Genomic DNA, 25780 nt, shown 5'->3' on the forward strand with positions numbered 1-25780 from the left:
AGTTCAATACAATAATCCTGCCTGGCGTCGAAATCGGGGATCATCGCGTAATTGGATCTGGGTCCGTGGTCGCCCCCACGAAGCATGGCTGCGGGAAATCCTGCCCGAATAATTCGCGAATTTGTGGCGTCCCAGGATTACATTTATTTTGATACTAATCTTAGCAAACGAACATCAAGACGATATTTGGCGCTTTGCTTAGCCCCTTGCGGTTTCTGGTTCCGCGAGGTTGGCTGCGGCCCACCGGGGACGGGCGACAGGCACCCTCACCAGCTTGAAGTAGCTGTAGTAGAGGAGGAAAGAGCCCATGATATAGGGGTTGAAGGTATCGATCTCGACGAAGGATCGGATGAACAGAAGCACCATCACGCCGGCAAGAATCACGGACTCGGCTTGCCATGTCCTGAATATCAACGCCGATATATGGCCCCACAGCGTGCGCACGATGATCAGCGACATCAGCGTCGCCCCGACATAGCCAAGCTCGACGAGGGCTTCGATATAGGTGTTGTGGAAGTGGAAGCCGCTTCGGGTCGTGATGTAGAATTCGTTCCAAAGCCGCTCGGCCTCGGCGAAACCCTGCACCCAATAAGCCGCGTAGCCGACGCCGAGGATCGGTGCTTGCTGCGCCGCATCCCAGCCCTGCTCCCAGAGATAGGTCCGTCCGGTGAGCGTGGAATCCTTTCCGAAGGCGCCAAGGATGAAATCCAGAAGTCCCGCAAAGGCAACCACGGTGACCGCGACCAGCCCGAATGCGCCGACTAGGAAAATCACCCGTCGGTAGCGGAGCGAAAGCTTCTTGGCCATGGTAAGCAGAGCCACCAGAGCGAGAGCTGCCGGTATCGAAGCCGTCGAGGTGGCGGAATGCGCCATGACCAGCAGATAGGCCGACAGGACGAGGACCGGCGCCGTCAGGAAAAGGCTTGTCCGGCCGCGTCTGAGGAAGACCAGGAAGACAATGCAAAAATAGATGCCGAGCGATGCGACAAAGCCGATCTGGTTTTTGGAGCTGAATGCGCCGACGAAATTGTACGTCCCGTCGAGCATATCATAGGAATAACCCCCGACCTTCAGCGAATAGAGCAGAACGACAAAAATCCCAATCAGTGAGCCTATCGTCAACGTTCGGACGCTGACGGTGCGCGCTGCAATGTAGGCGCAGGCGATATGGGAGCAATACTGGATTGCCGTCCTCAACGTGATGCCGGGGGCATCCGACCAGAACACCGAGAGGCAGACGTAGACTGCAAACGCCAGCGGGAGCCACGCGCCGGAGGCATGTCGCAACAGCCGCCGGTAGTCGACCAGGATCAGGGGAAGCCAGACCGCATAGTAGGCCAGGATCAGGATCTGGCCGAAAACGGAGGAGTAGGAGAACGCCCAAACGGAGATGGCAACCGCAAATGTGCCGTAGACCGTGCTCTTCTCCGGGTCGACCAACAGAGATTTTGGAATCTTCATCTCGGTAGCGAATTCCCGTCCATGCAGTTCAATGCCGATTCGCCGTCGCGCCATGTGCGAACGCTTCCATTGTGCAGTGCAATATAACCCATCCCCTACAGCCTGTCACCCAAATGAGGCAAAAACAGCCATAAGGCGCCCCGGGGACGGCGGTAAAAGGCCGCGACAGGCCGTGCGGCAAGAAACCGAGCATCCCGGCGCACGGCTGGGCATCGCTGTCGGCGCCGTCAAAAACCATCGCCGCCGCATTTATGAGAGGCTCGGCATCACCACCGCGCGGAACTGTTTTTGCAGTTCTTTCAGCACCGGACCGAAAAATAGCAGCCGGCATTCGTTGCATCCGTTGCAATGAATGAGGCCCTCCGCGTACGCTATCTCCGGGACAACCAGACGATGGCCACACGAACAATTGGCAGGCGCTGGTCGTCCCCGATCTGCTGGGTTGGAGCAAACGGATGGACAAACCTCGAATCTTCCTGGGCTCTTCGGGGAAGCAGAAAAAACTGCTGCAGGCGCTGACACGCGGTCTTGAAGACATCGCGCATGTGGAACCTTGGACGACGTCCTTCAATCCGGGGACAACCACCCTGGGGCGCCTCCTCGAGCTTACGCGTGAAGTCGACTTCGCCGCTTTCGTGTTCGCTCAGGACGATTGGACCAGTGTGAGCCAGCCGGCATCGTCTGCGGCGGCATCCGCTCAAGCTTCTCCACGAGACAATGTGGTTTTCGAGGCCGGGCTTTTCGGCGGAGTCCTTGGAATGCGCCGGACGTTCATCCTCCATGCCAACGGCTCCAAGCTTCCAAGCGATCTCCTCGGCCTCACCTCCGTAAGGTATGGCGAGGCGACGACCGGCGCGGAGATGAGGGCGATCAACCAAAAGCTTCGGAATGCGATCGAGAACGAAAGTCGCGTCGCCCGCATAGAGGGCTTCTGGTGGCAGTTTTCCCTGACGGAGCGCTCCGCCAGGGAGCCGTCCGCCGTGAGCCTCTTGCGTATCTCGCGAGGCCGCGATGGTGCGCTGGAGTTGGCCGGCCGCTCATGGCAAGAGAATGGCAGTCTGTCAGCCAGATACTGGAGCGAGGCGGTAAAGGAGAGAAAGGAGCCTCCCGGCATCTTCTACTTTTGGAATGGAGAACGGCCCTTGGATGCGAACGCGTCGCAGTTGTACGGGACGGGAGAGATCCGGCTGGAGTCCGCCGATCGCGCATCCGGGTATTTCACGACGCGCGCGGACACGAACCCCGAGGTGAATGCGCGCACGTCCGGGGTCTACCTGCCCGCCGATCCGGAGGACTTAAGCATCCTGGACGGACGCGACAATCAGCGGCGCGTGGAGTTGATCGCAGAGCGGCTGAGCCATTGGAAGTCGATCAAGAACGTCTGAACTGCGCCCATGGGAGTCGCTTGGACGGCCCTGCCGCCTCGCCGCGACCGCAGCCCCAGTATCATATGGAGAGGTAACAGCCAGGAGGGGCTTCTCAACCGCCTGCTGCTGGCCCACCACGAAGCTGTTCGGAGGCTCCAGACTCCGGCTTGAACTTCTCTGTCGTTGACTTCACATTCGCCGCCGATTGGGAGGACGAGCACATGACGATGAGTTTTGCGGGACGGTTTGCCGGGCGGTCGGCCGTGATCACCGGTGGCGCGTCGGGAATTGGCCTGGCCGTCGCGCAAAGAATCGCTGGGGAGGGCGGGCGCGTTTGCGTCTGGGATCGTGACCCCGCCCAAATCGAGCAGGCGAAGGCTGTCATTGCGGACCTGCACAGCGTGACAGTCGACGTCGCCGATCCCTTAGCGGTCGAACAGGCCGCCCAGCAGACATTCGATACCCTTGGCGCGGTCGATATCCTGGTCACCAGTGCGGCCATCACCGGACCGAACACGACGACCTGGGACTATTCGGTGGAGGATTGGCGCCGGGTCATCGACATCAACATCAATGGCGCCTTCTACTGCAACAAGGCACTGGTTCCGCACATGCTCAAGCGCAATTACGGCAGGATCGTCAACATCGCTTCGATCGCCGGCAAGGAGGGAAACCCGAATGCCTCTGCCTACAGCACCTCCAAGGCGGCGGTGATCGGCCTGACCAAGTCGCTGGGCAAGGAACTGGCCAAGACCAAGGTGACGGTGAACTGTGTCACGCCGGCGGCCGTGCGCACCGCGATCTTCCAGCAGATGAGCCAGCAGCACATCGATTTCATGCTGTCGAAAATACCGATGGCGCGGTTCGGCGAGGTCGAGGAGGTGGCGGCGCTGATCTCCTGGATTGCTTCCGAGGAATGCTCTTTCACGACGGCTGCCGTTTTCGACATTTCCGGCGGCCGGGCGACCTATTGAAGCAACTGAGGCGCGATCCAGACTGGAGTTAACGTCGTTTGCTTAGGGTCGAATCCCCCCTGTCCGACGAAGATCTGCTCGACCGCTTCCAGTGCGCGGCCTTCGGCTATTTTCTGGAAACCGTGAATCCCGAGAACGGGCTGGTCGCCGACACCTCGCGGCCAAATTGGCCGGCAAGCATCGCGGTCGTCGGCTTCGCCCTGTCCTGCTATCCGGTCGGGGCGGAGCGCGGCTGGATGACGCGAGACACAGCCGCGAAGCTGACGCTTGCCGCACTGCGCTTCTTCTGGAACAGCCGGCAAGGCAATGGCGACAACGTCACCGGGCACAAAGGCTTCTATTACCATTTCCTCGACATGCAGACCGGCCTGCGCGCCTGGCGATGCGAATTGTCGATGGTGGACACTGCGCTTTTGATGGCCGGCGTGCTCGTGGCTGGCGCCTATTTCACGGGCGACAATGACGAAGAAACCGAAATCCGCGAGCTCGCGGAAGTGCTCTACCGGCGCGTCGACTGGCGATGGGCGCAAGGCAGCAATTCGACCTTGCGGCAGGGCTGGAGGCCGAAGAGCGGCTTTCTGCGTTATGGCTGGGAAGGCTACAACGAAGCGACGATGCTCTACGTTCTGGCAATGGCCGCCCCGGACAAGCCAGCCTCGGACGACAGCTATGCCGGCTGGACGGCGACATATCAGTGGGAAAACATCTACGGCTACGACGTGCTCTATGGCGGCCCGCTGTTCATGCACCAGTTCTCGCATGCCTGGATTGACTTCGACGGCATCCGGGATGCGTTCATGCGGGAGAAGAACTCGGACTATTTCGAAAACAGCCGCCGCGCGACCTACCTTCACCGGGACTATGCGCGGCACAACCCCTCTGGCTACGACGGCTACGGCGAAGGACTTTGGGGCCTTTCGGCGGGTGACGGACCCGGCAACTTCCGCGCGCAGATCGAGCGGCGACCGCGCAAATTTTCCGGCTACGCGGCGCGCGGCGCACCGTTCGGCCCCGACGACGGAACGATAGCGCCGTGGTCGTATCTCGCATCGCTGCCCTTCGCGCCGGAAATCTGCTTGCCGGCGCTGCGCCACCTCAGAGAACGCCACCCCGAGGTGACCGACGGTTTCAGGATGCCGAGCGGCTTCAACCCGACGCTGGCGAACCGGCGGAAGTTCGGGCCGAGCGGCTGGATATCGGATGCGCATTACGGACTGGACCAGGGCATTGTCGTGCTGATGATCGAAAATCACCGCTCGCGCCTAATCTGGGACCTGATGCGGTCGAGCCCGCATATCCGTCGCGGCCTGTGCAAGGCTGGATTCAGCGGCGGCTGGCTGTCGCAGCCGGCGAGCCTCCTCCCAAGGACCCGTGCTGAATGACGGCTACTGCCCAGCTGTCGCTGTCGTGTCGGGCACGAAGATGTTCGCCCTTCCCAGCAACTCGCGCTTGCTAGGAGGGGCGTCATCGGCCGGCTCGCATGTTCGTCTGGCTGGCAAGTCACCGATTTGATTAGCCGGCGAACGTATAAGCGGTCTTCACCGTGGTGTAGAATTCCGCCGCGTAGCGGCCTTGCTCGCGCGGGCCGTAGCTCGATCCCTTGCGTCCGCCGAAAGGCACATGGAAGTCGACGCCCGCCGTCGGCAGATTGACCATCACCATGCCGGCCTCCGAGTTGCGCTTGAAATGCGTGGCGTACTTGAGGCTCGACGTGCAGATGCCCGACGTCAGCCCGAACGGCGTGTCGTTGGCCACCGCCAGCGCCTCGTCATAGTCCTTGACGCGGATCACGTTGGCGACCGGGCCGAAGATCTCCTCGCGTGAGATGTGCATGGCGTTGGTGGCTTGCGTAAACAGCGCCGGCTGCAGGTAGAAGCCGCGGGTTTCGCGATCGAGCCGCTCGCCGCCGAAAGCGAGATCGGCGCCCTCCTGGCGGCCGATGGCGATATAGTCTTCGTCCTGCTTCAGCTGGCTCTGGTCGACCACGGGTCCGATCTGGGTTTTGGTATCGAGCGCGTCGCCGACGACCAGCTTGCCCAGGCGATCTTTCATCGCATCGACGAAGCGGTCATGGATGCCGTCCGTCACCACCAGGCGGGACGATGCCGTGCAGCGCTGGCCGGTCGAGAAGTATGCGCCGTTGATCGCGCAGTCGACGGCGACGGCAAGATCTGCATCGTCGAGCACAACTAGCGGGTTCTTGCCACCCATTTCGAGCTGGAACTTGCGCATGTGCTCGACGCTGGCAGCAGCGACGCGCTTGCCGGTGCCGACCGAGCCGGTGAAGGTGATGGCATTGAGGTCAGGGCTGTCGAGCATGGCCTGGCCGACCACCGAACCCTTGCCCATCACGAGATTGAGCACACCCTTCGGCAGGCCAGCGCGGTGCAATATGTCGACAATGGTCCAGGCGCTCTCCGGAACCAGCTCGGCCGGCTTGAAGACAATGGTGTTGCCATAGGCCAGGGCAGGAGCGATTTTCCACGCCGGGATGGCGATCGGGAAATTCCACGGCGTTATGATGCCGACGACGCCGACCGCCTCCCGCGTGATCTCGACACCGACGCCGGGCCGCACACTCGGAACCAGCTCGCCAGACAGGCGCAGCGTCTCACCAGCGAAGAAATCGAAGATCTGGGCGGCCCGCACGGTCTCGCCGATGCCCTCGACCAGCGTCTTGCCTTCCTCGCGCGCCAACGCCCGGCCGATTTCATCTTTCCGCGCTGTGATCTCGTCCGACGCCTTCCTCAGCACCGCATGGCGTGCCAGCAGGCCCGATCGGGACCATGACGGAAATGCCGCTTTCGCCGCCGCGATGGCCTGCCGGGCCTGCTCGGCGCCCCCCGACGCATATTCGCCGACCACGTCGTCGAGATTGGACGGGTTGATGTTGCGGGAGCCGGCATCGCCCACCCACTCGCCATCGATGAGGTTCTTTCGAAACGGGATCATGTCGCTGTCTTCCTTGTCGTCCTTCGATTGGCGTCTATCTGGACCACCGGCCGCCATACCGCAAGGCCGCCGGCGGCAAAGTTCTCCTCCTCGACAGGCATGTGCTAAGCAGGTTTCGAAAAAGTGTCCTACGGTTTTCCGATAGAAACCTGCGACAAAACAAAAAAACCTATGCAGGCGAAGCCCGGCAAGCCTGCTTAGGTGTCGAGGTGGTAAACCATGATTCTAGTATGGTGCGACGCGGATCGCACCAGGAGGAAACTGCCATGTCCGACAGCGCGTTGCCGCTGGTGATCAGCGCGCCCGAGCCACGCACGCTCGACCTGATTTTCACGCCCGAGGCACTGGCGAGATTCCGCGCCAGATACCGTATCGTCGAGACGTCGCCCGAAGGCGTCGCGGCTCTGCCGGCCGATTTGCTCGCCGAGGCGCGCTACATTGTCGGCCAGCCGCCGATCGCGCCGGAGACGCTCGACAAGATGCAAACGCTGCGCTGCGTCTTCAACGTCGAGAGCAACCTCATCAACAACATGCCGTATGAGACGCTGTTTACGCGCGGCATCCATGTCGTCACCACAGGCCTGGTCTTCGCCGAGCCGGTGGCCGAACTCGGCCTTGCCATGGCGCTCAACCTCGCCCGCGACATCGTCGACGCCGATCTCGCGTTTCGTCAAGGCAAGGAGCTGTGGGGCCGCGACGGCAACCAGACGGCACGGCTTCTCTCCGGTGCGGACGTCGGCATCATCGGCTTCGGCGATCTCGGCCGCGCGCTCAACCGGCTGCTGTCAGGCTTTCGCACGCGGACAAAGGTTTTCGATCCGTGGCTGCCGCCGTCGATCCTTATCGAGAACGGCGTCGAGCCCGCTTCGCTCGACACGGTTTTGTCGGCCAGCGATTTCGTCTTCGTCGTCGCTTCGGTGACCAGCGAAAACCAGGGTTTTCTCGGCACTGAGGCCTTTGCCAGGATGCGCAAAGGAGCCGCGTTCATCCTGCTCAGCCGCGCAGGAGTCGTCGATTTTCCGGCGCTGATGGACGCCGTTCGCAGCGGTCACATCGTCGCCGCCAGCGACGTGTTTCCGGAAGAGCCGCTGGCGCAGGATCATCCCGTGCGCTCGCTGACTGGCTTCCTGCGCTCCGCCCACCGGGCCGGCGCGCTCGACATCGCCTTCAGGCGCATGGGCGACATGGTGCTGGAGGACATGGACCTCATCGATCGCGGCCTGCCGCCTATGCGTTCGAAGCGGGCCGAACGCGAAACCGTTTCGCGCATGCGTTCGAAGCCTGTCGACAAGAATTAAGCCGTCAAAGCCAGCGCCTGCGCGGGTTCTCAGATGGTGAACGACCACAACAGGCAGGCCAGAGTCGCAGCGGCGAAGACGACAAAGAACAGGCTTCTCAGCAGGATATTGCGGCGCAACTCGTTCATGAAGAGATGGCATCCGACTACGGCGGCGACAAACAGGAAGCGCCAATTCAGCAGTGCCGGCAAGATATTGCTTCGATCGAAAGCCCATCTGGCGGCGAGGCCGCCAATGATAGCCGCGAACAACACGATGACTGTCCAGAAGATCGCATCTGCGGCATGTGTCAGGACGACGCCGGCGACCCTTATCGGTAGGATCATCATCAGCAGCGCGCTGAAGAAATACACTGAAGCAAGCGGGATGAACGTCCCGGCATCGGCGACGTCGTCCAGGCGTTTTGCGCCGATCGCACCATAGGGATAGCCATGCCTGGCCACTGCCAGGCTGAGAGCCATCAGCAGAGCCGTCAAAATGGCGACCAATGCGAATGAAGTGAGGGCCTTGCTCATGCTGTTCCTTGTCCCACCGTTCAACGTGCTTGGCGAATCGAACAAGGACGTTGGTAGACCACGGTTGTAAATGGCTGGTAAGCGGCAAAGCAGCGCGGTGACAGCTTTGTGGGATGGCCTTTACGGCAGAACCGTTCCGGCCACAGGAAATTCAACAGCAGTCGAGCACATTCACTCTGCCGCTTGAAGATTTCGCGCGTCGATGATGGTCCTGATCTCGGCGCGGCAGGAGCCGCAATTGGTGCCGGCATGCAAGGTGGCGCCGATCGCTTCGACGCTGGTGCAGCCGCCGCGCACCGCTTCCGCGATCTGATTGGCGCCAACCCCGAAACAGGAGCATACGATGGCACCACGGTCGACGCGATTGCCGCCGGGCCGCCCGGCCACGATCGCCAGCCGCCCGCGCCGATCGGCGTGGTCCGCGCTCAACTGCTCCACCGCCCAGCTGCGCGACACCGCGACCGGTTTGGGCGCAAGATAGAGCGCGCCAGCCAGCCGGCTGCCGGCGAAGCGGGCGAAGCGATAGTGCCCGCCGGCGACATCATGATAGGCGAGCGTCTCACCTTGCACGTCCGCCCCGAGAAGCGAAGTCGCGAAAACCGGCCAGTCCCGGCCTGCCTTCAACGCAAACTCGAGGCGCCAGCCGGCGGCGCAGCGGGCGAGACTCCAATAGTCGGCGTCGATCGCGGCCGGCCGTTCGGCAAGCACCGCGAAGCCAAAGGCGACAGCAGCGAAGCGTTCTACGCGGGCGGCAACGTTCTTCGAGGCCGGCTGGCCTGAAATCGCATCGGTTATGGGCGCCACCAGCGCGTCGACGCGGGCGCGCGCGGAGAACTGGTCCGTCCAGTGCATCGGCACGAAGACCGAGCCCGGGCGCTGCCGCGCTGTCACCAGCGCGCGAAGCAGCACCTCGCCATGCGCGGTCGAGACGCGCACGATGTCGGCGTCGCCGATGTCGAAGTGCTGCGCATCCGCCGGGTGGATTTCGGCGAACGGCTCGGCCAGGTGCTGCGACAGCCGCGGGCTCTTGCCGGTCCGCGTCATCGTGTGCCAGTGGTCGCGAACCCGCCCGGTGTTGAGGATCAGCGGGAATTTTTCGTTCGTGCGGGTTTGCGGAACTGGACGGATCGGGATGAAGCGCGCTTTGCCATCGGGTGTGTAGAAGCTGCCGTTGGCGAAAAAGCGGGTGCTGGGTGAGGCACGTCTTGCCTGAACGCCCAAGTCTTTCTCACTTTCAGCCTGAGCACCCCCCTCTGGCCTGCCGGCCATCTCCCCCGCAAGGGGGGAGATTAGCAGCTTGGGCGCCGGCTCTCCCCTTGCAGTATTGGAGATTGGCGAAGGCCGTGGTGATAGCCGATCTCCCCCCTTGCGGGGGAGATGGCCGGCAGGCCAGAGGGGGGTGCCTGGGCTCGGCGCTGGCCATTGGAAAGGCGCCAAATCCTCATAGTCCTCAGCATCAATGTCGCCAAACGCGCCTATATCAAAATCCCGCGCGCCGTCATTCTCGAATTCCGACAGCGCGGCATGTTCAGCAAAAATCTCCGACGGCGACGGATGCGAAAACGATTCGCCAAAACCCATCCGCTTGGCCACTTCGGCGATGATCCACCAGTCGGCTCTTGCCTCACCGGGCGTGGCCAAAAAGGCGCGCTGGCGCGAGATGAGGCGTTCCGAATTGGTGACGGTGCCGTCCTTCTCGCCCCATGCGGCAGCCGGCAGCCGGACATGGGCGTGGCGGATCGTGTCGGTCTTGGCCAGCACGTCCGATACCACGACAAACGGGCAGGCCTTGATCGCCGCCTCGACGGCATCTGCATCCGGCATCGAATCGACTGGATTGGTCGCCATGATCCACAGCGCCTTGATTCGCCCGTCGGCCACGGCTTGAAACATTTCGACCGCCTTCAGGCCGGGTTTTTCGGCGACAGCCGGTGCGTTCCAGAACCGCTGCACGCGGTCGCGGTGCTCGGGGTTTTCGATCTCCATATGGGCGGCCAGCATGTTGGCAAGGCCGCCGACCTCGCGGCCGCCCATGGCGTTGGGCTGGCCGGTCACCGAAAACGGCCCGGCGCCGGGCTTGCCGATGCGGCCGGTCGCAAGATGACAGTTGATGATGGCGTTGACCTTGTCGGTGCCCGAGGATGACTGGTTCACCCCCTGGCTGTAGACGGTCACCGTCTTCGCCGTCGCGGCGAACAGGCTATAGAAGCTGAGAAGCTCGTCCTCGCCGAGGCCCGTGGCTGCGGCAACGCCGGCAAGGTCGAGCGCGGAGGCGGCGAAAAGCGCTTGCCCGAAGCCGGTCGTGTGCGCCGTGATATAAGTGCGGTCCAGCGCGTTATGCTGGCCGAGATAGGCGAGCAGTCCTGTGAACAAAGCAACGTCGCCATCCGGCGCGATCGCCAGATGCATGTCGGCGATATCTGCAGTCATGGTGCGGCGTGGGTCGACCAGCACCACCTTCATCTCGGGCCGTTTTTCCCGGGCGGCGGCAATGCGCTGGTAGAGCACCGGGTGGCACCAGGCGAGATTGGAGCCGACCAGCACGATCAGGTCGGCGAGTTCCAGATCATCGTAGCAGCCCGGCACCGTGTCGGAGCCGAAGGCGCGGCGGTGGCCGGCAACCGACGAGGCCATGCACAGGCGCGAATTGGTGTCGATATTGGCCGAGCCGATGAAGCCTTTCATCAGCTTGTTGGCGACGTAGTAATCCTCGGTCAGCAACTGGCCGGAGACGTAGAAGGCGACCGCGTCGGGACCGTGCTCGGCGATGGTCCGCGAGAAGGTCGAGGCGACGAGGTCGAGCGCTTCGTCCCAGTCGGTGCGGCGACCGTGGATCTCCGGATGGAGCAGCCGTCCGTCGAGGTCGATCGTCTCGGCCAGCGCTGAGCCCTTGGAACAGAGCCGGCCGAAATTCGCCGGATGGTCAGGGTCGCCGCGAACGGTTACCTCACCGTTCGCGGCGACCTTCGCCAGCACGCCGCAACCGACCCCGCAATAAGGGCAGGTGGTCCTCACCTCGCGCGCTTCGTCGATCTTCATGCTCACGCCGCGCGACTGGCCAGCGCTTCCAGCGCAATGAATAGACGCTCGCCCTCGATCCGCACCGGAATAGTGCGCACCGCACCTTCGTCGGCGCCAAGCGCCTTGCCGGTCTCCAGCGAGATCACCCAATTGTGCAGGGGACAGGTCACCGCCGCGCCATGGACGATCCCCTGCGAGAGCGGTCCGCCCTTGTGCGGGCAATGGTCCTCGATGGCAAAGACCTGATCGTCAGCGGTGCGGAAGACAGCAATCTTGCCTTGAGGCGTGGCTACGCAGCGCGCGCCGCGGCGCGGAATGTCTGAGAGCGTGCCGACAGCAATCCAATTCATCATCATCACTCCGCCGCCTGCGCGAAGCCGACCGAAGCCATCGGCCGGAATTCGTGTTTGTCCTTGCCGGAAACGCGCTCCGACCACGGGTCGACCTGCGCGAATTTCTGCGAAAAGACGAAGCGGTCGAAATAGGCCTTGCGCTTCTCGCCATCGTCCATGATCTGGCGGTTGATCTCGGCGATGCCGATGCGCTTGGCCCATTTGTAGATGCGCTCGAGATAGCGGCCCTGCTCGCGATACATCTGCGTCAGCGCCACGATGTGCTCCAACGCCTCGTCCTCGGTCTTGACCAGGCCGAGCACCTCGGTGCCCTTGATGTCGAGGCCGGCTGCCCCGGCGAAATGGATCTCGTAGCCTGAATCGACGCAGATCACGCCGACATCCTTGCAGGTCGCCTCGGCGCAGTTCCTCGGGCAGCCCGACACCGCCATCTTGACCTTGGCCGGCGTCCACGAGCCCCACATAAATTTCTCGATACGGACACCGAATCCCGTCGAATCCTGCGTGCCGAAGCGGCACCAGTCCGAACCGACGCAGGTCTTTACCGTGCGCAGTCCCTTGGCATAGGCGTGACCGGAGACGAAGCCGGCCTGGCCGAGATCGGCCCACACCGCCGGCAGGTCCTCCTTGCGAATGCCGAGCATGTCGATGCGCTGGCCGCCGGTGACCTTGACCATCGGGATCTCGAACTTGTCGACGACATCGGCGATGGCGCGCAGTTCGGCGGCATTGGTGACGCCGCCCCACATGCGCGGCACCACCGAATAGGTACCGTCCTTCTGAATGTTGGCGTGGACGCGCTCGTTGATGAAACGCGACTGGTAGTCGTCGGCATACTCGTCCGGCCAGTCGCAGACGAGATAGTAGTTGAGCGCCGGCCGGCATTTGGCACAGCCGCAGGAGGTGGTCCATTCCAGTTCCTGCATGACGGCGGGAATGGTTTTCAGGCCCTTGGCCTTGATCAGCCGGCGAACCTCGTCATGGCCGAGCGTGGTGCAGCCGCACATCGGTTGCACTGCCGCCGGATTGTATTTGTCGCCGATGGTCAGCACCATCAGCTTTTCGACCAGGCCGGTGCAGGAGCCGCAGGAAGCGGACGCCTTGGTGTGGGCACGCACGTCGTCGAGCGAGGTCAGGCCCTTGGCTGTGATTGCGCCTGATATCTTTCCCTTGCAAACGCCGTTGCAGCCGCAGATTTCCGCATCATCCGGCAAGGCTGCAACGGCCGCCATAGGGTCCAGGGAGGCGCCTCCCTGGTAGGACTGGCCGAAGATAAGCGTGTCGCGCATTTCCGATATGTCGGTCTGCTTCTTCTTGAGGTCGTTGAACCAGGCGCCGTCCGCCGTCTCGCCGTAGAGCACGGTGCCGATGATGCGGTCATCCCTGAGCACCAGCCGTTTGTAGACGCCGGCGGCGGCATCGCGCAGCACGATCTCCTGGCGGTCCTCGCCCTCGGCGAAGTCGCCGAGCGAGAACAGCTCGATACCGGTGACCTTGAGCTTGGTCGGCGTGTCCATATGGACGAAAGCCGCCGCCTCATTGCCGGCAAGCTGGCTGGCGGCGACGCGCGCCATCTCGTAGAGCGGCGCGACCAGCCCGTAGACCTGGCCATTGACCTCGGCGCATTCGCCGAGCGCGTAGATGTCGGGATCATTGCTGCGCATGCCGGCGTCGACGACGATGCCACGATTGACGGCGATGCCGGCCTCTTTCGCCAGTGTCGCGTTCGGCCTGATGCCCACCGCCATGACGACGAGCGTCGCCGGGATGATGGTTCCGTCGGCGAGTTCCACCTGCTCGACCTTGCCCTTGCCGGTGATCGCCTGGGTGTTGGCCTTGGTGATGACCTTGATGCCGCGCTGCTCGACGGCGCGCTGCAAGAGATAGCCGGCGGCCGGATCGAGCTGACGCTCCATCAGCGTCGGCATGACATGCAGCACGGTGACGTCCATGCCTTGCGAGTTCAAGCCCGCTGCCGCTTCCAGCCCGAGCAGACCGCCGCCGATGACCACGGCCCTGGCCCGCGACTGGGCGGCAAGCAGCATAGCCTGAACGTCGTCAAGATCGCGATAGGTGAGCACGCCCGGCAGATCGTGGCCGGGCACCGGAATGATGAACGGCACCGAGCCGGTGGCGATGACGAGCTTGTCATAGGGCTCAATGACGCCGTGGTCGGAAGTAACGGTCTTTGCCGTCCGGTCGATGGCGACGATCTTGTGGCCCTTGTAGAGCGTGATGCCGTTGGCGATGTACCAGCCGTCGCCATGGATGATGATTTCCTCAAAGGCCTTCTCGCCGGACAGAACCGGCGACAGCATGATGCGGTCGTAATTGACCCGCGGCTCGGCGTTGAAGATGGTGACCTGGTAGCGACCGGGCGCCTGTTCGAATAGGTGCTCCAGCATCCGCCCGGGCGCCATGCCGTTGCCGATGATGACGAGTTTTTCGGTCATTGAGCTACTCCGCGGCTTCGACGAAGCGGTGGCGTTCGTAGAGGAACTTCAGCACCGCCTCGCGGCAGCGCAGGAAGGTCCGGTCGGAGGAAAGCTCGATGCGCCGGCGTGGTCGGGCCAGCGGCACGGGAAGCACCTCGCCGATGGTCGCCGCTGGACCGTTGGTCATCATGACGATGCGATCGGACAACAGCACCGCCTCGTCGACATCGTGGGTAATCATGATCGTCGTCGAGCCAAGCCTCGAATGGATATCCATCACCGCATCCTGCAGATGGGCGCGCGTCAGAGCGTCGAGCGCACCGAACGGTTCGTCGAGCAGCAGGATCTTCGGCTCCATTGCCAGCGCGCGGGCGATGCCGACGCGCTGCTTCATGCCGCCTGATATCTCAGCGGGCCGCTTGTCCCTGGCATGTGCCATCTGCACGAGGTCGAGATTGCGCATGATCCAGTCGTGCCGTTCGGCCCGGCTCCTGGTGCGGCCGAAGACCTTAGACACCGCGAGGTTGATGTTTTCGTAGACGGTGAGCCATGGCAGCAGGCTGTGGTTCTGGAACACCACGGCGCGTTCAGGACCAGGGCTGTCGACCTCCTTGTCTTCGAGCAGGACCGCGCCGGCGGTCACTTTCGTCAGCCCGGCGATCAGGTTGAGCAAGGTCGACTTGCCGCAGCCGGAATGGCCGATGATCGAGACGAATTCGCCCTTGTCGATCGTCAGCCGGATGTCCTTCAGCACCTCGCTGACCTGGCCGCCGCGGGCGAACGACTTGTCGATATGGTCGAGCTTCAGATAGGCCGTCATTGCCCTCTCCTCACTTTGCCGTTGTGCCGCGGGTAACGAAGGCGCCGACCGCCGCGACCAGGCGATCGAGGCAAAAGCCGGTGACGCCGATATAGGCGAGCGCAACGATGATGTCGGGCAGCCGCGACGAGTTCCAGGCATCCCAGATGAAGAAGCCGATGCCGACGCCGCCTGTCAGCATTTCGGCGGCGACGATGGCAAGCCAGGACAGGCCGATGCCGATGCGCAGGCCGGTGAAGATGTAAGGTGCCGCGGCCGGCACCATGATCTTTACGAAGAACTCGAGCTGGTTGAGCCTGAGGATGCGGGAGACGTTGCGATAGTCCTCTGGAATGTTGCGGACACCGACGGCGGTGTTGATGATCACCGGCCAGATCGAGGTGATGAAGATGACGAAGATCGCCGATGGGCTGGAATCGCGGAACGCGGCCAGCGACAGCGGCAGCCAGGCGAGCGGCGGCACGGTGCGCAGAATCTGGAACACAGGGTCGAGGCCGCGCATCGCCCAGATCGACTGGCCGACCAGAGCGCCGAGCGCGACGCCGACGATGGCAGCCAGGCCGAAGCCGATGGCGACGCGCTGCAGCGAGATCAGCACCCGCCACGCCAGTCCGATGTCCTGCGGACCATAATCGAAGAACGGATGGGCGATCAGATCGTAGGCCTCGTTCCATACCTGGCTGGGTGGCGGCAAGCTGGCGTTGGGCGACGAGCAGGCGATCTGCCAGATGACGAGCATGACGACGATGACGACTGCCGGCGGCACCAAAGTGCTCGCCAGCTTGCCGGCGATCGCGGCGGGATCGAAGCGGCGCCTCACTTTGGCGGTGAAAGCTATGACCTCTGCAGGCTTGGCAGGCGTGGGGAACGCCTTCACCTTGGTGTCCTCGATGGCTTGGATAGACATTTCGCAAAAAGCTCCTTGAGCATTGGCGTGACAGGCGGCGCCAGTGGCGCCGCTTGCCGGCGACGTCAGGCCGATGCCTTGATCTGCAGGCTGTCGAGATAGGCGGTCGGATTGGCCGGATCGAAGATCTTGCCGTCGAAGAAGGTCTCGACGCCGCGCGATGAAGACGCCGGGATGTCGGCCCCCGCGACGCCGAGATCCTTCGCCGCCTCGCGCCACAGATCCTCGCGGTTGACCTGATCGACCAGCGCCTTGATGTCAGTCGTCGCCGCGAATTTGCCCCAGCGGATGTTTTCGGCGAGGAACCAGCTGTCGTGGCTCTTGAACGGATAGGACACGCCGCCCTTCCAGAACTTCATGTAGAGGTCGGTGCCGGTGGCGACGCGGTCATTGCCGTAATTGATGTCGCCCTTAAGGCGACCGATGATGTCGGCGGTCGGCACGTTCATCCATTGCCGCTTGCCGATGATGGCCGCCATCTCGTCCTTGTTTTCCATGGCTTCGCACCATTGCTGGGCTTCCATGACGGCCATCAGGATCGCCTTGGTGGCGTTCGGGTTCTTGTCGATGAAGGCGGCGCGCAGGCCGAGCGCCTTTTCCGGATGGCCCTTCCACAACTCGCCCGTCGTGGCGGCGGTGAAGCCGACGCCCTGATGGACGAGCTGCTCGTTCCATGGCTCGCCGACGCAGAACACGTCCATGTTGCCGACCTTCATGTTGGCGACCATCTGCGGCGGCGGCACAACGATGGTCGAGACATCCTTGTCGGGATCGATGCCGCCGGCAGCCAGCCAGTAGCGCAACCAGAGATCATGGGTGCCGCCCGGGAAGGTCATGGCGGCTTTCACCTCCTTGCCTTCGGCCTTCTTGGCCGCAAAGGCGTCCTTCAGCTTGGAGGCATCGAGGCCGACGCCGGTGCCGGCATATTCCTGCGCGACGGAAATCGCCTGGCAGTCGTAGTTGAGCCGCGCCACGATCGCCATCGGCATCGGCTGATTGTTCTGCGTCACCTTGCCGGTGTGCATCAGGTAAGGCATCGGCGTCAGGATATGGGCGCCGTCGATGCCGTTGGCTTCGCCGCCGAGCATCAGATTGTCGCGTGTCGCGCCCCAGGAGGCCTGCTTGAGCACCTCGACATCGGGCATGCCGAATTTTTCGAACAGGCCCTTCTCCTTGGCGATCATCAGCGGCGCCGCATCGGTCAGCGCGATGAAGCCGAGCTTGGCGCCAGTGACTTCCGGCGCCGCCGTTGCCGCATAGGCGCCGGACGGCAACAGCGCGCGTGCCGCCGCCAGCGTTGCCGCGGTGGCCGCGCTCATCATCAGGAAATCGCGGCGCGTTACGCCCGTGAGGGCGGATTGGGTTTTGATGCGTTTCGTCATCGTCATCTCCATTGGGCGCGGCTTGGGATCTGCGCCGTCGATTGCGTGTTCGACCAAAACAAAAAAGCCGCCGGCCAGGCCGCCGCATCCGTTGATCCGGATCGCGTGTTGACCTGAGCGGCAGCTTTGCCTGTGGCGCCCGCCATTGGACGCCGTATTCAATGGCCCTGAAGGCCCATGGATTATGATGCAGGAACCGTGCCAGTTTGAAGAAACGGTAGATTCAGCAATGAAAACAACCGAGAGAGCGGGCGTAAAGGCTGGAGCGCCGGATTGTCGATGCTCATGCGACAGTCACGTTCATTGTGCAGCGGCACAAAAATTGTGCAGTGCATGATAGTGCGCAAGGAATGCTCAACCCGTCGGCATTGCCCAGTCGCGGATGGCGAGATAGTCGTCGATCCTGTCCGGATCGAAGATGCGGCCGTCGAAGAAACCATCCGGACCAAGGACGAGGCTGGCGCCCGCCGAGCCGACCGGCGTGGCAGCGGTCAGGGCCCCCTCGACCTTGGCATTGGCTCCCGGCAGAGCGACGCCGAGCGGCTTCAGCGCTGCGCGATAGAGGTCGGGCCGGTAGGTGTCGCGCGCGAGCGCCATGTGGGCAGCGCTGTGCTTGACCTGCCCCCAACGGACCATCTGCGTGTAGAACCACAGCGCATGGCTCTTCCACGGAAAATTCGCCGCCTTGCCGAAAGGAAGAAAGAAGTCCTCGACGCTCAATTCCGCGACCCCGCCCAGCGCAAGATGTCCGGTCAGGATCGGCATCAGCAGCGCCGGCGAAACGCCGAGGAAGGAAGGCTGCGCCATCAGGGCGGCCAGTTCACCGCGGTTTGCCGGATCCTGGCACCAGCGCGCAGCATGATGCAGCGCGCGCAGCAGGGCCGAAAGGGCCTCCGGGTGTTTTTCGGCCCAGGCCTTGCGCACGCCGACGACTTTCTCGGGGCTGGTCTTCCAGATAGCGGCCTTGACCGTGGCGATATGGCCGGTGCCGGCGACTACCGAGGCGCTGTTCCAGGGTTCGCCGACGCAGTAGCCGTCGATCCTGCCGGCGGCGAGTGCGTCGGCCATGAAGGGCGGCGGCACGATGACGATTTCTATTTCGCGCGACGGATCGATGCCGCAGGCCGCGAGCCAGTAGCGCAGTTCGTAATTATGCCCCGAGTGCGGATGCACAACCGCAAAGCGCATCGGCTCGCGACCGGCATTTGCCCGTTCACGGATCAGCGCTCCCAGGGCCTTGCCAGCTCGCGCCGGATCGAGGTCGGGCAACGCGCCGTGCGCGGCCATGCCCGTCCAGAGCGTGTTCGAAACCGTTACGCAGTTGCCGCCCAGCCCAAGCGAGAACGGCACGATCGTATCGGAGGCGAGTGGGGTGAGCCCCAGATTGCAGGCGATCGGCATCGGTCCCAGCATATGCGCCAGGTCGAAATGTCCGATCGCAATACGATCGCGGATGTTGGCCCAGGACGTTTCGCGACTGAGCGTCAGGTCGACGCCTTCGCGCGCGGCAAAGCCGATCTCCCTCGCTGCGACAAGAACCGCGCTGTCGAAGAGCGGTATGAAACCGGCATTGATCTGGTGTTCGGCCGCCATGCTCAACTCTCTCCGGGATCCAGAAGGCCTGCCGCCGTCACCAGGCTCTGCGCGATTTCGCTGATCTTGCGGTTCTGGTTCATGGCGGTCTTGCGCAGAAGGGTATAAGCGGCGTCCTCCGACAGGCCACGCGACCTCATAAGGATGCCCTTGGCGCGGTCGATGACCTTGCGGTCCTCCAATTCACTGCGGGCCTCTTCCAGTTCGCGCGCCATCCGCGAAAAGGCGTTGAAGCGGCTGATCGCCATGTCGAGGATCGGCTTGACGCGCTCCTGGCGCAGCCCGTCGACGACGTAGGCGGAGACCCCCGCTTCCACCGCAGCCTCGATCGAAGCCTGGTCGGACCGGTCCACGAACATGGCGATCGGCCGCTTCACCACGCGCGAAAGCTGGAACATGTTTTCAAGCATGTCGCGGTTGGGATTTTCGAGGTCGATGACGATCACGTCCGGTTCGATCTCGGCGATCCGCCGCGCTATTCCGGCAACATCGTGAACGACCGTGACCTGCTCATGCCCGGCCTCCCGCAATCCCGCCTCAATGATGGAGGCGCGGATGTGGTTTTCGTCGATCACCAGGACGGTGAGGGATTTCCGGATCATGCCGCATTTTGCGCACGCCGCGCGATTGTGCAATGCGGCATGGTGAGAATTGACGCAGTTATCGCTTCGGGGGCTGCCACATGTTTGCGGAGCCGACCCGTCAAGCTTCTTTAAATACCATTCATAGGGTCTACTTTGCTTTTGTATCGACCGCGCTATCTTTTGAGTTTGCGAACCTTGTCTCGCTGGCTAGAAGATTGGAGGTTTCCAAGGATCGGCGATCATTTTGACAGGAATGTTTGGCATTGCTGGGGCAGCAGCCCTTGCGAGCGCAGTTCGGCCAATTAACGCCGTCGCCGGCGTACCGGGCGCCAGAAGCGGCATTCTCGATGAACTCGACGCGCCGGATACGGAAGCCTTCGAGGATGAAGATACTCAAGCGGAGCCGGTCCGCCATCGGCGCTGGCACCGCAGGCGGCGGCACCGGCGGCGCGCTTGAAGAAGGATCTGTCGTCGTGTCTGGCGAAATGGCCGTCTGCGCAGACGGTGCTTTCGCAGGCGTGTTTTGGTCTGGGCTTGGTACTATTAGCAGCTAGTGTGCTGAAAATCCCGGTGGTTGCCGGGGTTTTCAGCTTCAGACTAGCCGAAATACAGCGAAATTATTTCAGGGGGCCCGCCCGCTTTTGTCGGGCCTGCCAGTGATAGGCAGGTCTAAAGAGACTGATTTTCCCGAGAGAAAACTGGTGGAGCCAATCGGAATCGAACCGACGACCTCTTGAATGCCATTCAAGCGCTCTCCCAACTGAGCTATGGCCCCACTCCGGCAGTCTACCGGCGCCGTTGCCGGCGAAGAGATCCGGCGCGGGTTGAGACCGCGCCGTTAGTGCAGCGGCTTCTAACCCCGCCTTACGTCAATATCAAGCCTTCAAGAGCCGCTTTTTATTAAGACGCCGCGAAAGTCGGCAGGCGCTTGCGCCAGAGGCCGGATCAGACTTCGTCGTCGTCGTCCCCGACGCCGATCATGTCGGCGACATCGTCGTCTTCTTCCTCTTCGTCGGCGAGGAAAGTATCGTCGTCGTCATCGCCGAGGTCCACATCGTCCTCGTCATCGCCGAGATCGGGAAGATCGTCGGGTTTCGCATCCTCATCCGCCTCTTCGAGCGAGACGACTTCGACGCCCTCTTCCTCCTCGGCGTCCACTTCCTTCTCGGCAACTTCCTCTTCCTCCTCGAGGGCGGTGATCTTGCCTTCCTCGAAATAGGAACGTGGATAGCTCTTGCCGGTATAGGGCGAGACGATCGGATCCTTGTTCAGGTCGTAGAATTTTTGACCCGTTTCGGGGTCGATGCGTTTGGTGCCAAGTTCGGGTTTTGCCACTGCAAGCCTCGTCGATGAAAGTTTGGTCCCCATAACCACAGTTTGCGGCGCTGTCAAAGCCTAAAGCCAGCCTCATGAATCCCCGTGTTGAGCGACCTCTTGCGAGGGGATGACCATTTCCGTCCGCCGTGATACGAGACCGCCCAAACCAGAAGAAAAAGGCCGGCCACCGGCGTTTTCAGCCAGGGAAAAGCCATGTCGCATACTGCCGCCCCGAAACCGGCCACCGCCCGCAAATCGTCAGCGCTTTCAGGCGCGGCGCGGGTGCCCGGCGACAAGTCGATCTCGCACCGCTCGTTCATGTTCGGCGGCCTCGCCTCCGGCGAGACCCGCATCACCGGCCTGCTGGAAGGCGAGGACGTGATGCGCACCGGCGCCGCGATGAAGGCAATGGGCGCGCATATCGAGAAGCGCGGCGCCGAGTGGGTGATCCGCGGCACCGGCAACGGCGCGCTGCTGCAGCCGGAAGGCCCGCTCGATTTCGGCAATGCCGGCACCGGCTCGCGCCTCACCATGGGCCTGGTCGGCACCTACGACATGGAGACGACCTTCATCGGCGACGCTTCGCTATCCGGCCGGCCGATGGGCCGCGTGCTCGAACCTTTGCGCCAGATGGGCGTGCAGGTGCTGAAGGCGACGCCCGGCGACCGCATGCCGATCACGCTGCACGGGCCCAAGCACGCAGCACCCATCACCTACCGCGTGCCGATGGCCTCGGCGCAGGTGAAGTCGGCGGTGTTGCTCGCCGGGCTGAACACGCCCGGCGTCACCACCGTCATCGAGCCGGTGATGACGCGCGACCACACCGAAAAGATGCTGAAGGGATTCGGCGCCAATCTGTCGGTCGAGACCGACGAGCGCGGCGTGCGCCACATCTTCATCGAGGGCCAGGGCAAGCTCACCGGCCAGACCATCGCTGTGCCGGGCGACCCATCCTCGGCCGGCTTCCCGCTGGTGGCCGCACTCATCGTGCCGGGCTCGGACATTACAATCGAAAACGTGCTGATGAACCCGACCCGCACCGGGCTTTTGTTGACGCTGCAGGAAATGGGCGCCCGGATCGATGTTCTCGACCCGCGCAATGAAGGCGGCGAGGATGTCGCCGATCTGCGCGTACGCTATTCCGAGCTGAAGGGCGTCGCCGTGCCGCCCGAGCGGGCGCCGACGATGATCGACGAATATCCGGTCCTTGCCGTCGCCGCCAGCTTTGCCGACGGCGAAACGCTGATGCAGGGATTGGAAGAGCTGCGGGTGAAGGAATCCGACCGGCTGTCGGCAGTCGCGAACGGGCTGACGGTCAACGGCGTCGACTGCACCGAAGGCGAGGCCTCGCTGGCGGTGCGCGGAAGACCCGGCGGCAAGGGGCTCGGCCAACACCCCAATGGACAGAGCACCATCGTCCAGACTCATCTCGACCACCGCATTGCCATGAGCTTTCTGGTCATGGGACTGGCAACGGAAAAGCCTGTCACCATCGACGACCAGGCGATGATCGCGACCAGCTTCCCGGAGTTCATGGGGCTGATGAAGGGGCTGGGGGCGGAGATCGAGTAGCGGTACTGCGAGCAGGACTAGCGCGCCAGCGGTCTTGTGAGCGACTTTCGATTTCTTTGTAAGCAACCGCGCAGGGGGGTGAGTGGATGGCAAGTCCTGATTTTCAGAGGCCGGGGGCCAGGGGCTCTCATTGGCAAAGGCAAGCAGACGGTACTTTTCTGTTCCGCTTGGACAGGTCCGCCAAAACCCGGATCGTCAATGCCAATGAACTTACCAGCCTCATCGAGATCCAGAATCGCGAATGGGCGTTTGTTTTGTTCACTCTCATTCCCATGCTCGTGTTCATCGTGCTTTGGCTTTCCGACCGGATGGATAGTATCTGGGTTCTCCTTGCTGCAGCGATATGGATTGCCTTGAACCATCACATGCATCGCAAGTTGAGAGCACAGACTGGAGCTATTCTTTCTACTACCCAACTGTCTTCCGATGAGTTCGTTTTTCCAAAAGCCTCGATCGATGGGATAGCTATTGAGATCGCAAAGAAGGTTTCTGCTCGCTCCGGTAATTTTTGTCTTGTGATGTCGATATTGTTTACCGGAGCTGGCGCGGTAGCCTTGGTAGACGGCATATTTCATCTGGGTCTTGGCGGGCAGGAGATAAGTCCGCTGGCCAGCGGCTATGCATTCGCCCTCTTTGGCCTCCTATCCTACCTATTTTATCGTGTCCGAAAGCTACGCCCTTGACCTTCACCATCGCAATCGACGGACCCGCCGGCGCCGGCAAAGGCACGCTGGCGCGGCGGCTGGCTGACCATTACCGCCTGAACCTGCTCGACACCGGCCTCACCTATCGCGCGGTCGCCCATGCGCTGCTTCGGCTCGGCCTGCCGCTCGACAATGTCTCGGCGGCGGAAACCGCGGCGCGGCAGGTCGACCTGGCGAAGCTCGACCGGTCGGTGCTGTCGGCGCATGCGGTCGGCGAAGCGGCTTCGAAAGTGGCTGTCATCCCGTCGGTGCGGCGCATACTGGTCGATAAGCAGCGCGAATTCGCCAAGGCGCCGCCGGGCGCGGTGCTCGACGGCCGCGACATCGGCACCGTCGTCTGTCCCGACGCCGACATTAAGCTCTATGTGACGGCGAGCGCCGAGGTGCGGGCAGAGCGGCGGTTGGCCGAGATCGAGAGCATCGGCGGCACCGCCGATTTCGACGAAATCCTGGCCGATATCCTGCGCCGCGATGAGCGCGACATGGGTCGCGCCGACTCGCCGCTGAAGCCTGCCGCCGACGCGCACTTGCTCGACACGTCGGAAATGGCTATAGAAGCCGCGTTCCTGGCGGCCAAGGCGATCATCGACGACGTTCTGGCCAAGAGAAACAAAGCCTGAGCCGGGTTTTCCTCCGTTGCCGATTGCCGGCGGCGAAAAGATACCCATATCGGGCACGAACCAGCCTGCCAGCATTTTTCATGCGCCGGAATTGCCGCTTAGGCGGCCAAGGGCTTTTTTGAAGCCCGGAACGCCGGCAGGCCAACGCAACGCTAACCCACGGCGCCCGCCCCGCTTGAGATGCGGGGCATTCCAGGAGAAACTATGTCAGTTGCAAATCCCACTCGCGATGATTTCGCGAGCCTGCTCGAAGAATCTTTTTCCGCCGGCCATTCCGGCGAAGGCCAAGTCGTCAAGGGCACGATCACCGCGATCGAAAAGGACATGGCAATCATCGACGTCGGCCTCAAGGTCGAAGGCCGCGTGCCGCTGAAGGAATTCGGCGTCAAGGGTAAGGAGTCGACGCTCAAGGTCGGCGACACGGTCGAAGTCTATGTCGAGCGCATCGAGAACGCGCTTGGCGAAGCGATGCTTTCCCGTGAGAAGGCCCGCCGCGAAGAGAGCTGGGTCCGTCTCGAAGAGAAGTTCACCAAGGGCGAGCGCGTCGAAGGCGTCATCTTCAACCAGGTCAAGGGCGGCTTCACCGTCGATCTCGACGGCGCCGTGGCCTTCCTGCCGCGCAGCCAGGTCGACATTCGCCCGATTCGCGACGTCTCCCCGCTGATGCACAATCCGCAGCCTTTCGAGATCCTCAAGATGGATCGCCGCCGCGGCAACATCGTGGTGTCGCGCCGCACCGTTCTCGAGGAAAGCCGTGCCGAACAGCGTTCGGAAATCGTGCAGAACCTCGAAGAAGGCCAAGTGGTCGAAGGCGTCGTCAAGAACATCACCGACTATGGTGCGTTCGTCGACCTCGGCGGCATCGACGGCCTGCTGCATGTCACCGACATGGCATGGCGCCGCGTCAACCATCCGACCGAGATCCTCAACATCGGCCAGACGGTCAAGGTGCAGATCATCCGCATCAACCAGGAAACCCACCGCATCTCGCTCGGCATGAAGCAGCTCGAGAGCGATCCGTGGTCCGAGATCGGAACGAAATTCCCGATCGGCAAGAAGATCAAGGGCACCGTCACCAACATCACCGACTACGGCGCGTTCGTCGAGTTGGAGCCGGGCATCGAGGGCCTCATCCACGTTTCGGAAATGTCGTGGACGAAGAAGAACGTGCATCCCGGCAAGATCCTGTCGACGACGCAGGAAGTCGACGTGGTGGTGCTCGAGGTCGATCCGGCCAAGCGCCGCATTTCGCTCGGCCTCAAGCAGACGCTCGAGAACCCGTGGCAGGCTTTCGCCAGCAGCCATCCGGTCGGCAGCCAGGTCGAGGGCGAGGTCAAGAACAAGACCGAGTTCGGCCTGTTCATCGGCCTCGAAGGCGATGTCGACGGCATGGTCCATCTTTCCGACCTCGACTGGACCCGTCCGGGCGAGCAGGTGATCGAGGAGTACAATCGCGGCGACATGGTCAAGGCGCAGGTGCTCGACGTCGACATCGACAAGGAGCGCATCTCGCTCGGCATCAAGCAGCTGGCCAAGGATACGGCCGGCGAGGCAGCGACTTCAGGCGAACTGCGCAAGAACGCGGTCGTCACCTGCGAGGTTACCGGCGTCAAGGATGGCGGTCTGGAAGTGCGGCTGGTCGACAGCGGCATCGAGACCTTCATCAAGCGCTCCGACCTCAGCCGTGACCGCGACGAGCAGCGCCCCGAGCGCTTCACGGTCGGCCAGAAGGTCGACGCCCGCGTCATCGCCTTCGACAAAAAGACCCGCAAGCTGCAGGTCTCGATCAAGGCGCTGGAAATCGCCGAAGAGAAGGAAGCGGTCGCCCAGTACGGCTCGACCGACTCCGGCGCTTCGCTGGGCGACATCCTGGGTGCCGCGCTGAAGAAGCAGGGCAGCTAAGTC

General features: G+C 62.7%; 20 protein-coding genes, 1 tRNA gene and 1 pseudogene. 9 read left to right on the top strand and 13 right to left on the bottom strand.

What is annotated here, in order from left to right; translation table 11 throughout:
• Window positions 1-8: 8 nt before the first annotated feature.
• Window positions 9-117, top strand: a pseudogene (locus AC0L14_RS03340) (acyltransferase); the annotation flags it as partial.
• A gap of 81 nt (window positions 118-198) precedes the next feature.
• Here the strand turns inward: AC0L14_RS03340 and AC0L14_RS03345 are convergent.
• Window positions 199-1461 (bottom strand): O-antigen ligase family protein, encoded by a 1263-nt coding sequence (locus AC0L14_RS03345; RefSeq protein ID WP_473748703.1) that lies wholly within the window; start codon window positions 1459-1461, stop codon window positions 199-201.
• A gap of 455 nt (window positions 1462-1916) precedes the next feature.
• Between AC0L14_RS03345 and AC0L14_RS03350 the strand changes: the two genes are divergently transcribed.
• The 3 genes from AC0L14_RS03350 (at window position 1917) to AC0L14_RS03360 (ending at window position 5184) form a co-directional block, all read left to right on the top strand.
• Window positions 1917-2846, top strand: coding sequence for a TIR domain-containing protein (locus tag AC0L14_RS03350; protein ID WP_473544961.1), 930 nt, complete (start codon window positions 1917-1919; stop codon window positions 2844-2846).
• Window positions 2847-3049: 203 nt separating this feature from the next.
• Complete coding sequence (locus AC0L14_RS03355) at window positions 3050-3802, top strand: SDR family NAD(P)-dependent oxidoreductase (protein ID WP_473748645.1); 753 nt, start codon at window positions 3050-3052, stop codon at window positions 3800-3802.
• A gap of 38 nt (window positions 3803-3840) precedes the next feature.
• On the top strand, window positions 3841-5184 hold the full coding sequence (locus AC0L14_RS03360; RefSeq protein WP_473748646.1) for a glucoamylase family protein: 1344 nt from the start codon (window positions 3841-3843) through the stop codon (window positions 5182-5184).
• A 130-nt stretch (window positions 5185-5314) separates the two neighbouring features.
• Here AC0L14_RS03360 and AC0L14_RS03365 read toward each other — a convergent pair whose 3' ends face one another.
• Window positions 5315-6751, bottom strand: a complete 1437-nt coding sequence (locus AC0L14_RS03365; protein ID WP_473748704.1) for an aldehyde dehydrogenase family protein — start codon at window positions 6749-6751, stop codon at window positions 5315-5317.
• A 269-nt stretch (window positions 6752-7020) separates the two neighbouring features.
• On the opposite strand from AC0L14_RS03365, the gene AC0L14_RS03370 reads away from it, so the two are divergent.
• A complete protein-coding gene (locus AC0L14_RS03370) occupies window positions 7021-8052 on the top strand; it encodes a hydroxyacid dehydrogenase (RefSeq protein WP_473748647.1) in 1032 nt (343 codons plus the stop codon).
• Window positions 8053-8081: 29 nt separating this feature from the next.
• Here the strand turns inward: AC0L14_RS03370 and AC0L14_RS03375 are convergent, their stop codons facing one another.
• From AC0L14_RS03375 to AC0L14_RS03425, 11 genes are all read right to left on the bottom strand, one after another.
• Entirely contained in the window at window positions 8082-8567 is a 486-nt protein-coding gene (locus tag AC0L14_RS03375) for a hypothetical protein (RefSeq protein ID WP_473748649.1), read from the bottom strand.
• Window positions 8568-8738: 171 nt separating this feature from the next.
• Window positions 8739-11606 (bottom strand): nitrate reductase, encoded by a 2868-nt coding sequence (locus AC0L14_RS03380; protein WP_473748650.1) that lies wholly within the window; start codon window positions 11604-11606, stop codon window positions 8739-8741.
• A 2-nt stretch (window positions 11607-11608) separates the two neighbouring features.
• Window positions 11609-11944 carry a nitrite reductase small subunit NirD gene (nirD, locus tag AC0L14_RS03385; RefSeq protein WP_208602492.1) on the bottom strand — a complete coding sequence of 112 codons (336 nt, stop codon included), beginning with the start codon at window positions 11942-11944 and terminating at the stop codon, window positions 11609-11611.
• The gene (gene nirB / locus AC0L14_RS03390) at window positions 11944-14394 is read right to left on the bottom strand and encodes a nitrite reductase large subunit NirB (RefSeq protein WP_473748652.1); all 2451 of its coding nucleotides are present in this window, start codon (window positions 14392-14394) and stop codon (window positions 11944-11946) included. The genes nirD and nirB overlap by 1 nt, the downstream gene beginning before the upstream one ends.
• Before the next feature lie 4 nt (window positions 14395-14398).
• Complete coding sequence (locus AC0L14_RS03395; protein ID WP_292206307.1) at window positions 14399-15196, bottom strand: ABC transporter ATP-binding protein; 798 nt, start codon at window positions 15194-15196, stop codon at window positions 14399-14401.
• 10 nt (window positions 15197-15206) lie between these two features.
• Entirely contained in the window at window positions 15207-16103 is an 897-nt protein-coding gene (gene ntrB / locus AC0L14_RS03400; protein ID WP_123146367.1) for a nitrate ABC transporter permease, read from the bottom strand.
• A gap of 65 nt (window positions 16104-16168) precedes the next feature.
• Window positions 16169-17485 carry a CmpA/NrtA family ABC transporter substrate-binding protein gene (locus tag AC0L14_RS03405; RefSeq protein ID WP_473748654.1) on the bottom strand — a complete coding sequence of 439 codons (1317 nt, stop codon included), beginning with the start codon at window positions 17483-17485 and terminating at the stop codon, window positions 16169-16171.
• A 354-nt stretch (window positions 17486-17839) separates the two neighbouring features.
• A complete protein-coding gene (locus AC0L14_RS03410; RefSeq protein WP_473748655.1) occupies window positions 17840-19078 on the bottom strand; it encodes a CmpA/NrtA family ABC transporter substrate-binding protein in 1239 nt (412 codons plus the stop codon).
• Window positions 19079-19080: 2 nt separating this feature from the next.
• Window positions 19081-19680, bottom strand: a complete 600-nt coding sequence (locus tag AC0L14_RS03415; protein WP_023796771.1) for an ANTAR domain-containing response regulator — start codon at window positions 19678-19680, stop codon at window positions 19081-19083.
• A gap of 681 nt (window positions 19681-20361) precedes the next feature.
• Window positions 20362-20437: transfer RNA gene (locus AC0L14_RS03420), tRNA-Ala, on the bottom strand.
• A 170-nt stretch (window positions 20438-20607) separates the two neighbouring features.
• Window positions 20608-20997 carry a TIGR02300 family protein gene (locus tag AC0L14_RS03425; protein WP_473484239.1) on the bottom strand — a complete coding sequence of 130 codons (390 nt, stop codon included), beginning with the start codon at window positions 20995-20997 and terminating at the stop codon, window positions 20608-20610.
• A gap of 195 nt (window positions 20998-21192) precedes the next feature.
• On the opposite strand from AC0L14_RS03425, the gene aroA reads away from it, so the two are divergent.
• From aroA to rpsA, 4 genes are all read left to right on the top strand, one after another.
• The gene (gene aroA, locus AC0L14_RS03430; protein ID WP_473748656.1) at window positions 21193-22551 is read left to right on the top strand and encodes a 3-phosphoshikimate 1-carboxyvinyltransferase; all 1359 of its coding nucleotides are present in this window, start codon (window positions 21193-21195) and stop codon (window positions 22549-22551) included.
• Window positions 22552-22637: 86 nt separating this feature from the next.
• Window positions 22638-23234, top strand: a complete 597-nt coding sequence (locus AC0L14_RS03435) for a hypothetical protein (protein WP_473748657.1) — start codon at window positions 22638-22640, stop codon at window positions 23232-23234.
• On the top strand, window positions 23231-23875 hold the full coding sequence (cmk, locus tag AC0L14_RS03440; protein ID WP_473748658.1) for a (d)CMP kinase: 645 nt from the start codon (window positions 23231-23233) through the stop codon (window positions 23873-23875). Before AC0L14_RS03435 ends, cmk begins: the two co-directional genes overlap by 4 nt.
• 204 nt (window positions 23876-24079) lie before the next feature.
• Entirely contained in the window at window positions 24080-25777 is a 1698-nt protein-coding gene (gene rpsA, locus AC0L14_RS03445) for a 30S ribosomal protein S1 (protein WP_123146359.1), read from the top strand.
• Window positions 25778-25780 lie beyond the last annotated feature (3 nt).

Source organism: Mesorhizobium sp. WSM4841 (assembly GCF_055811515.1).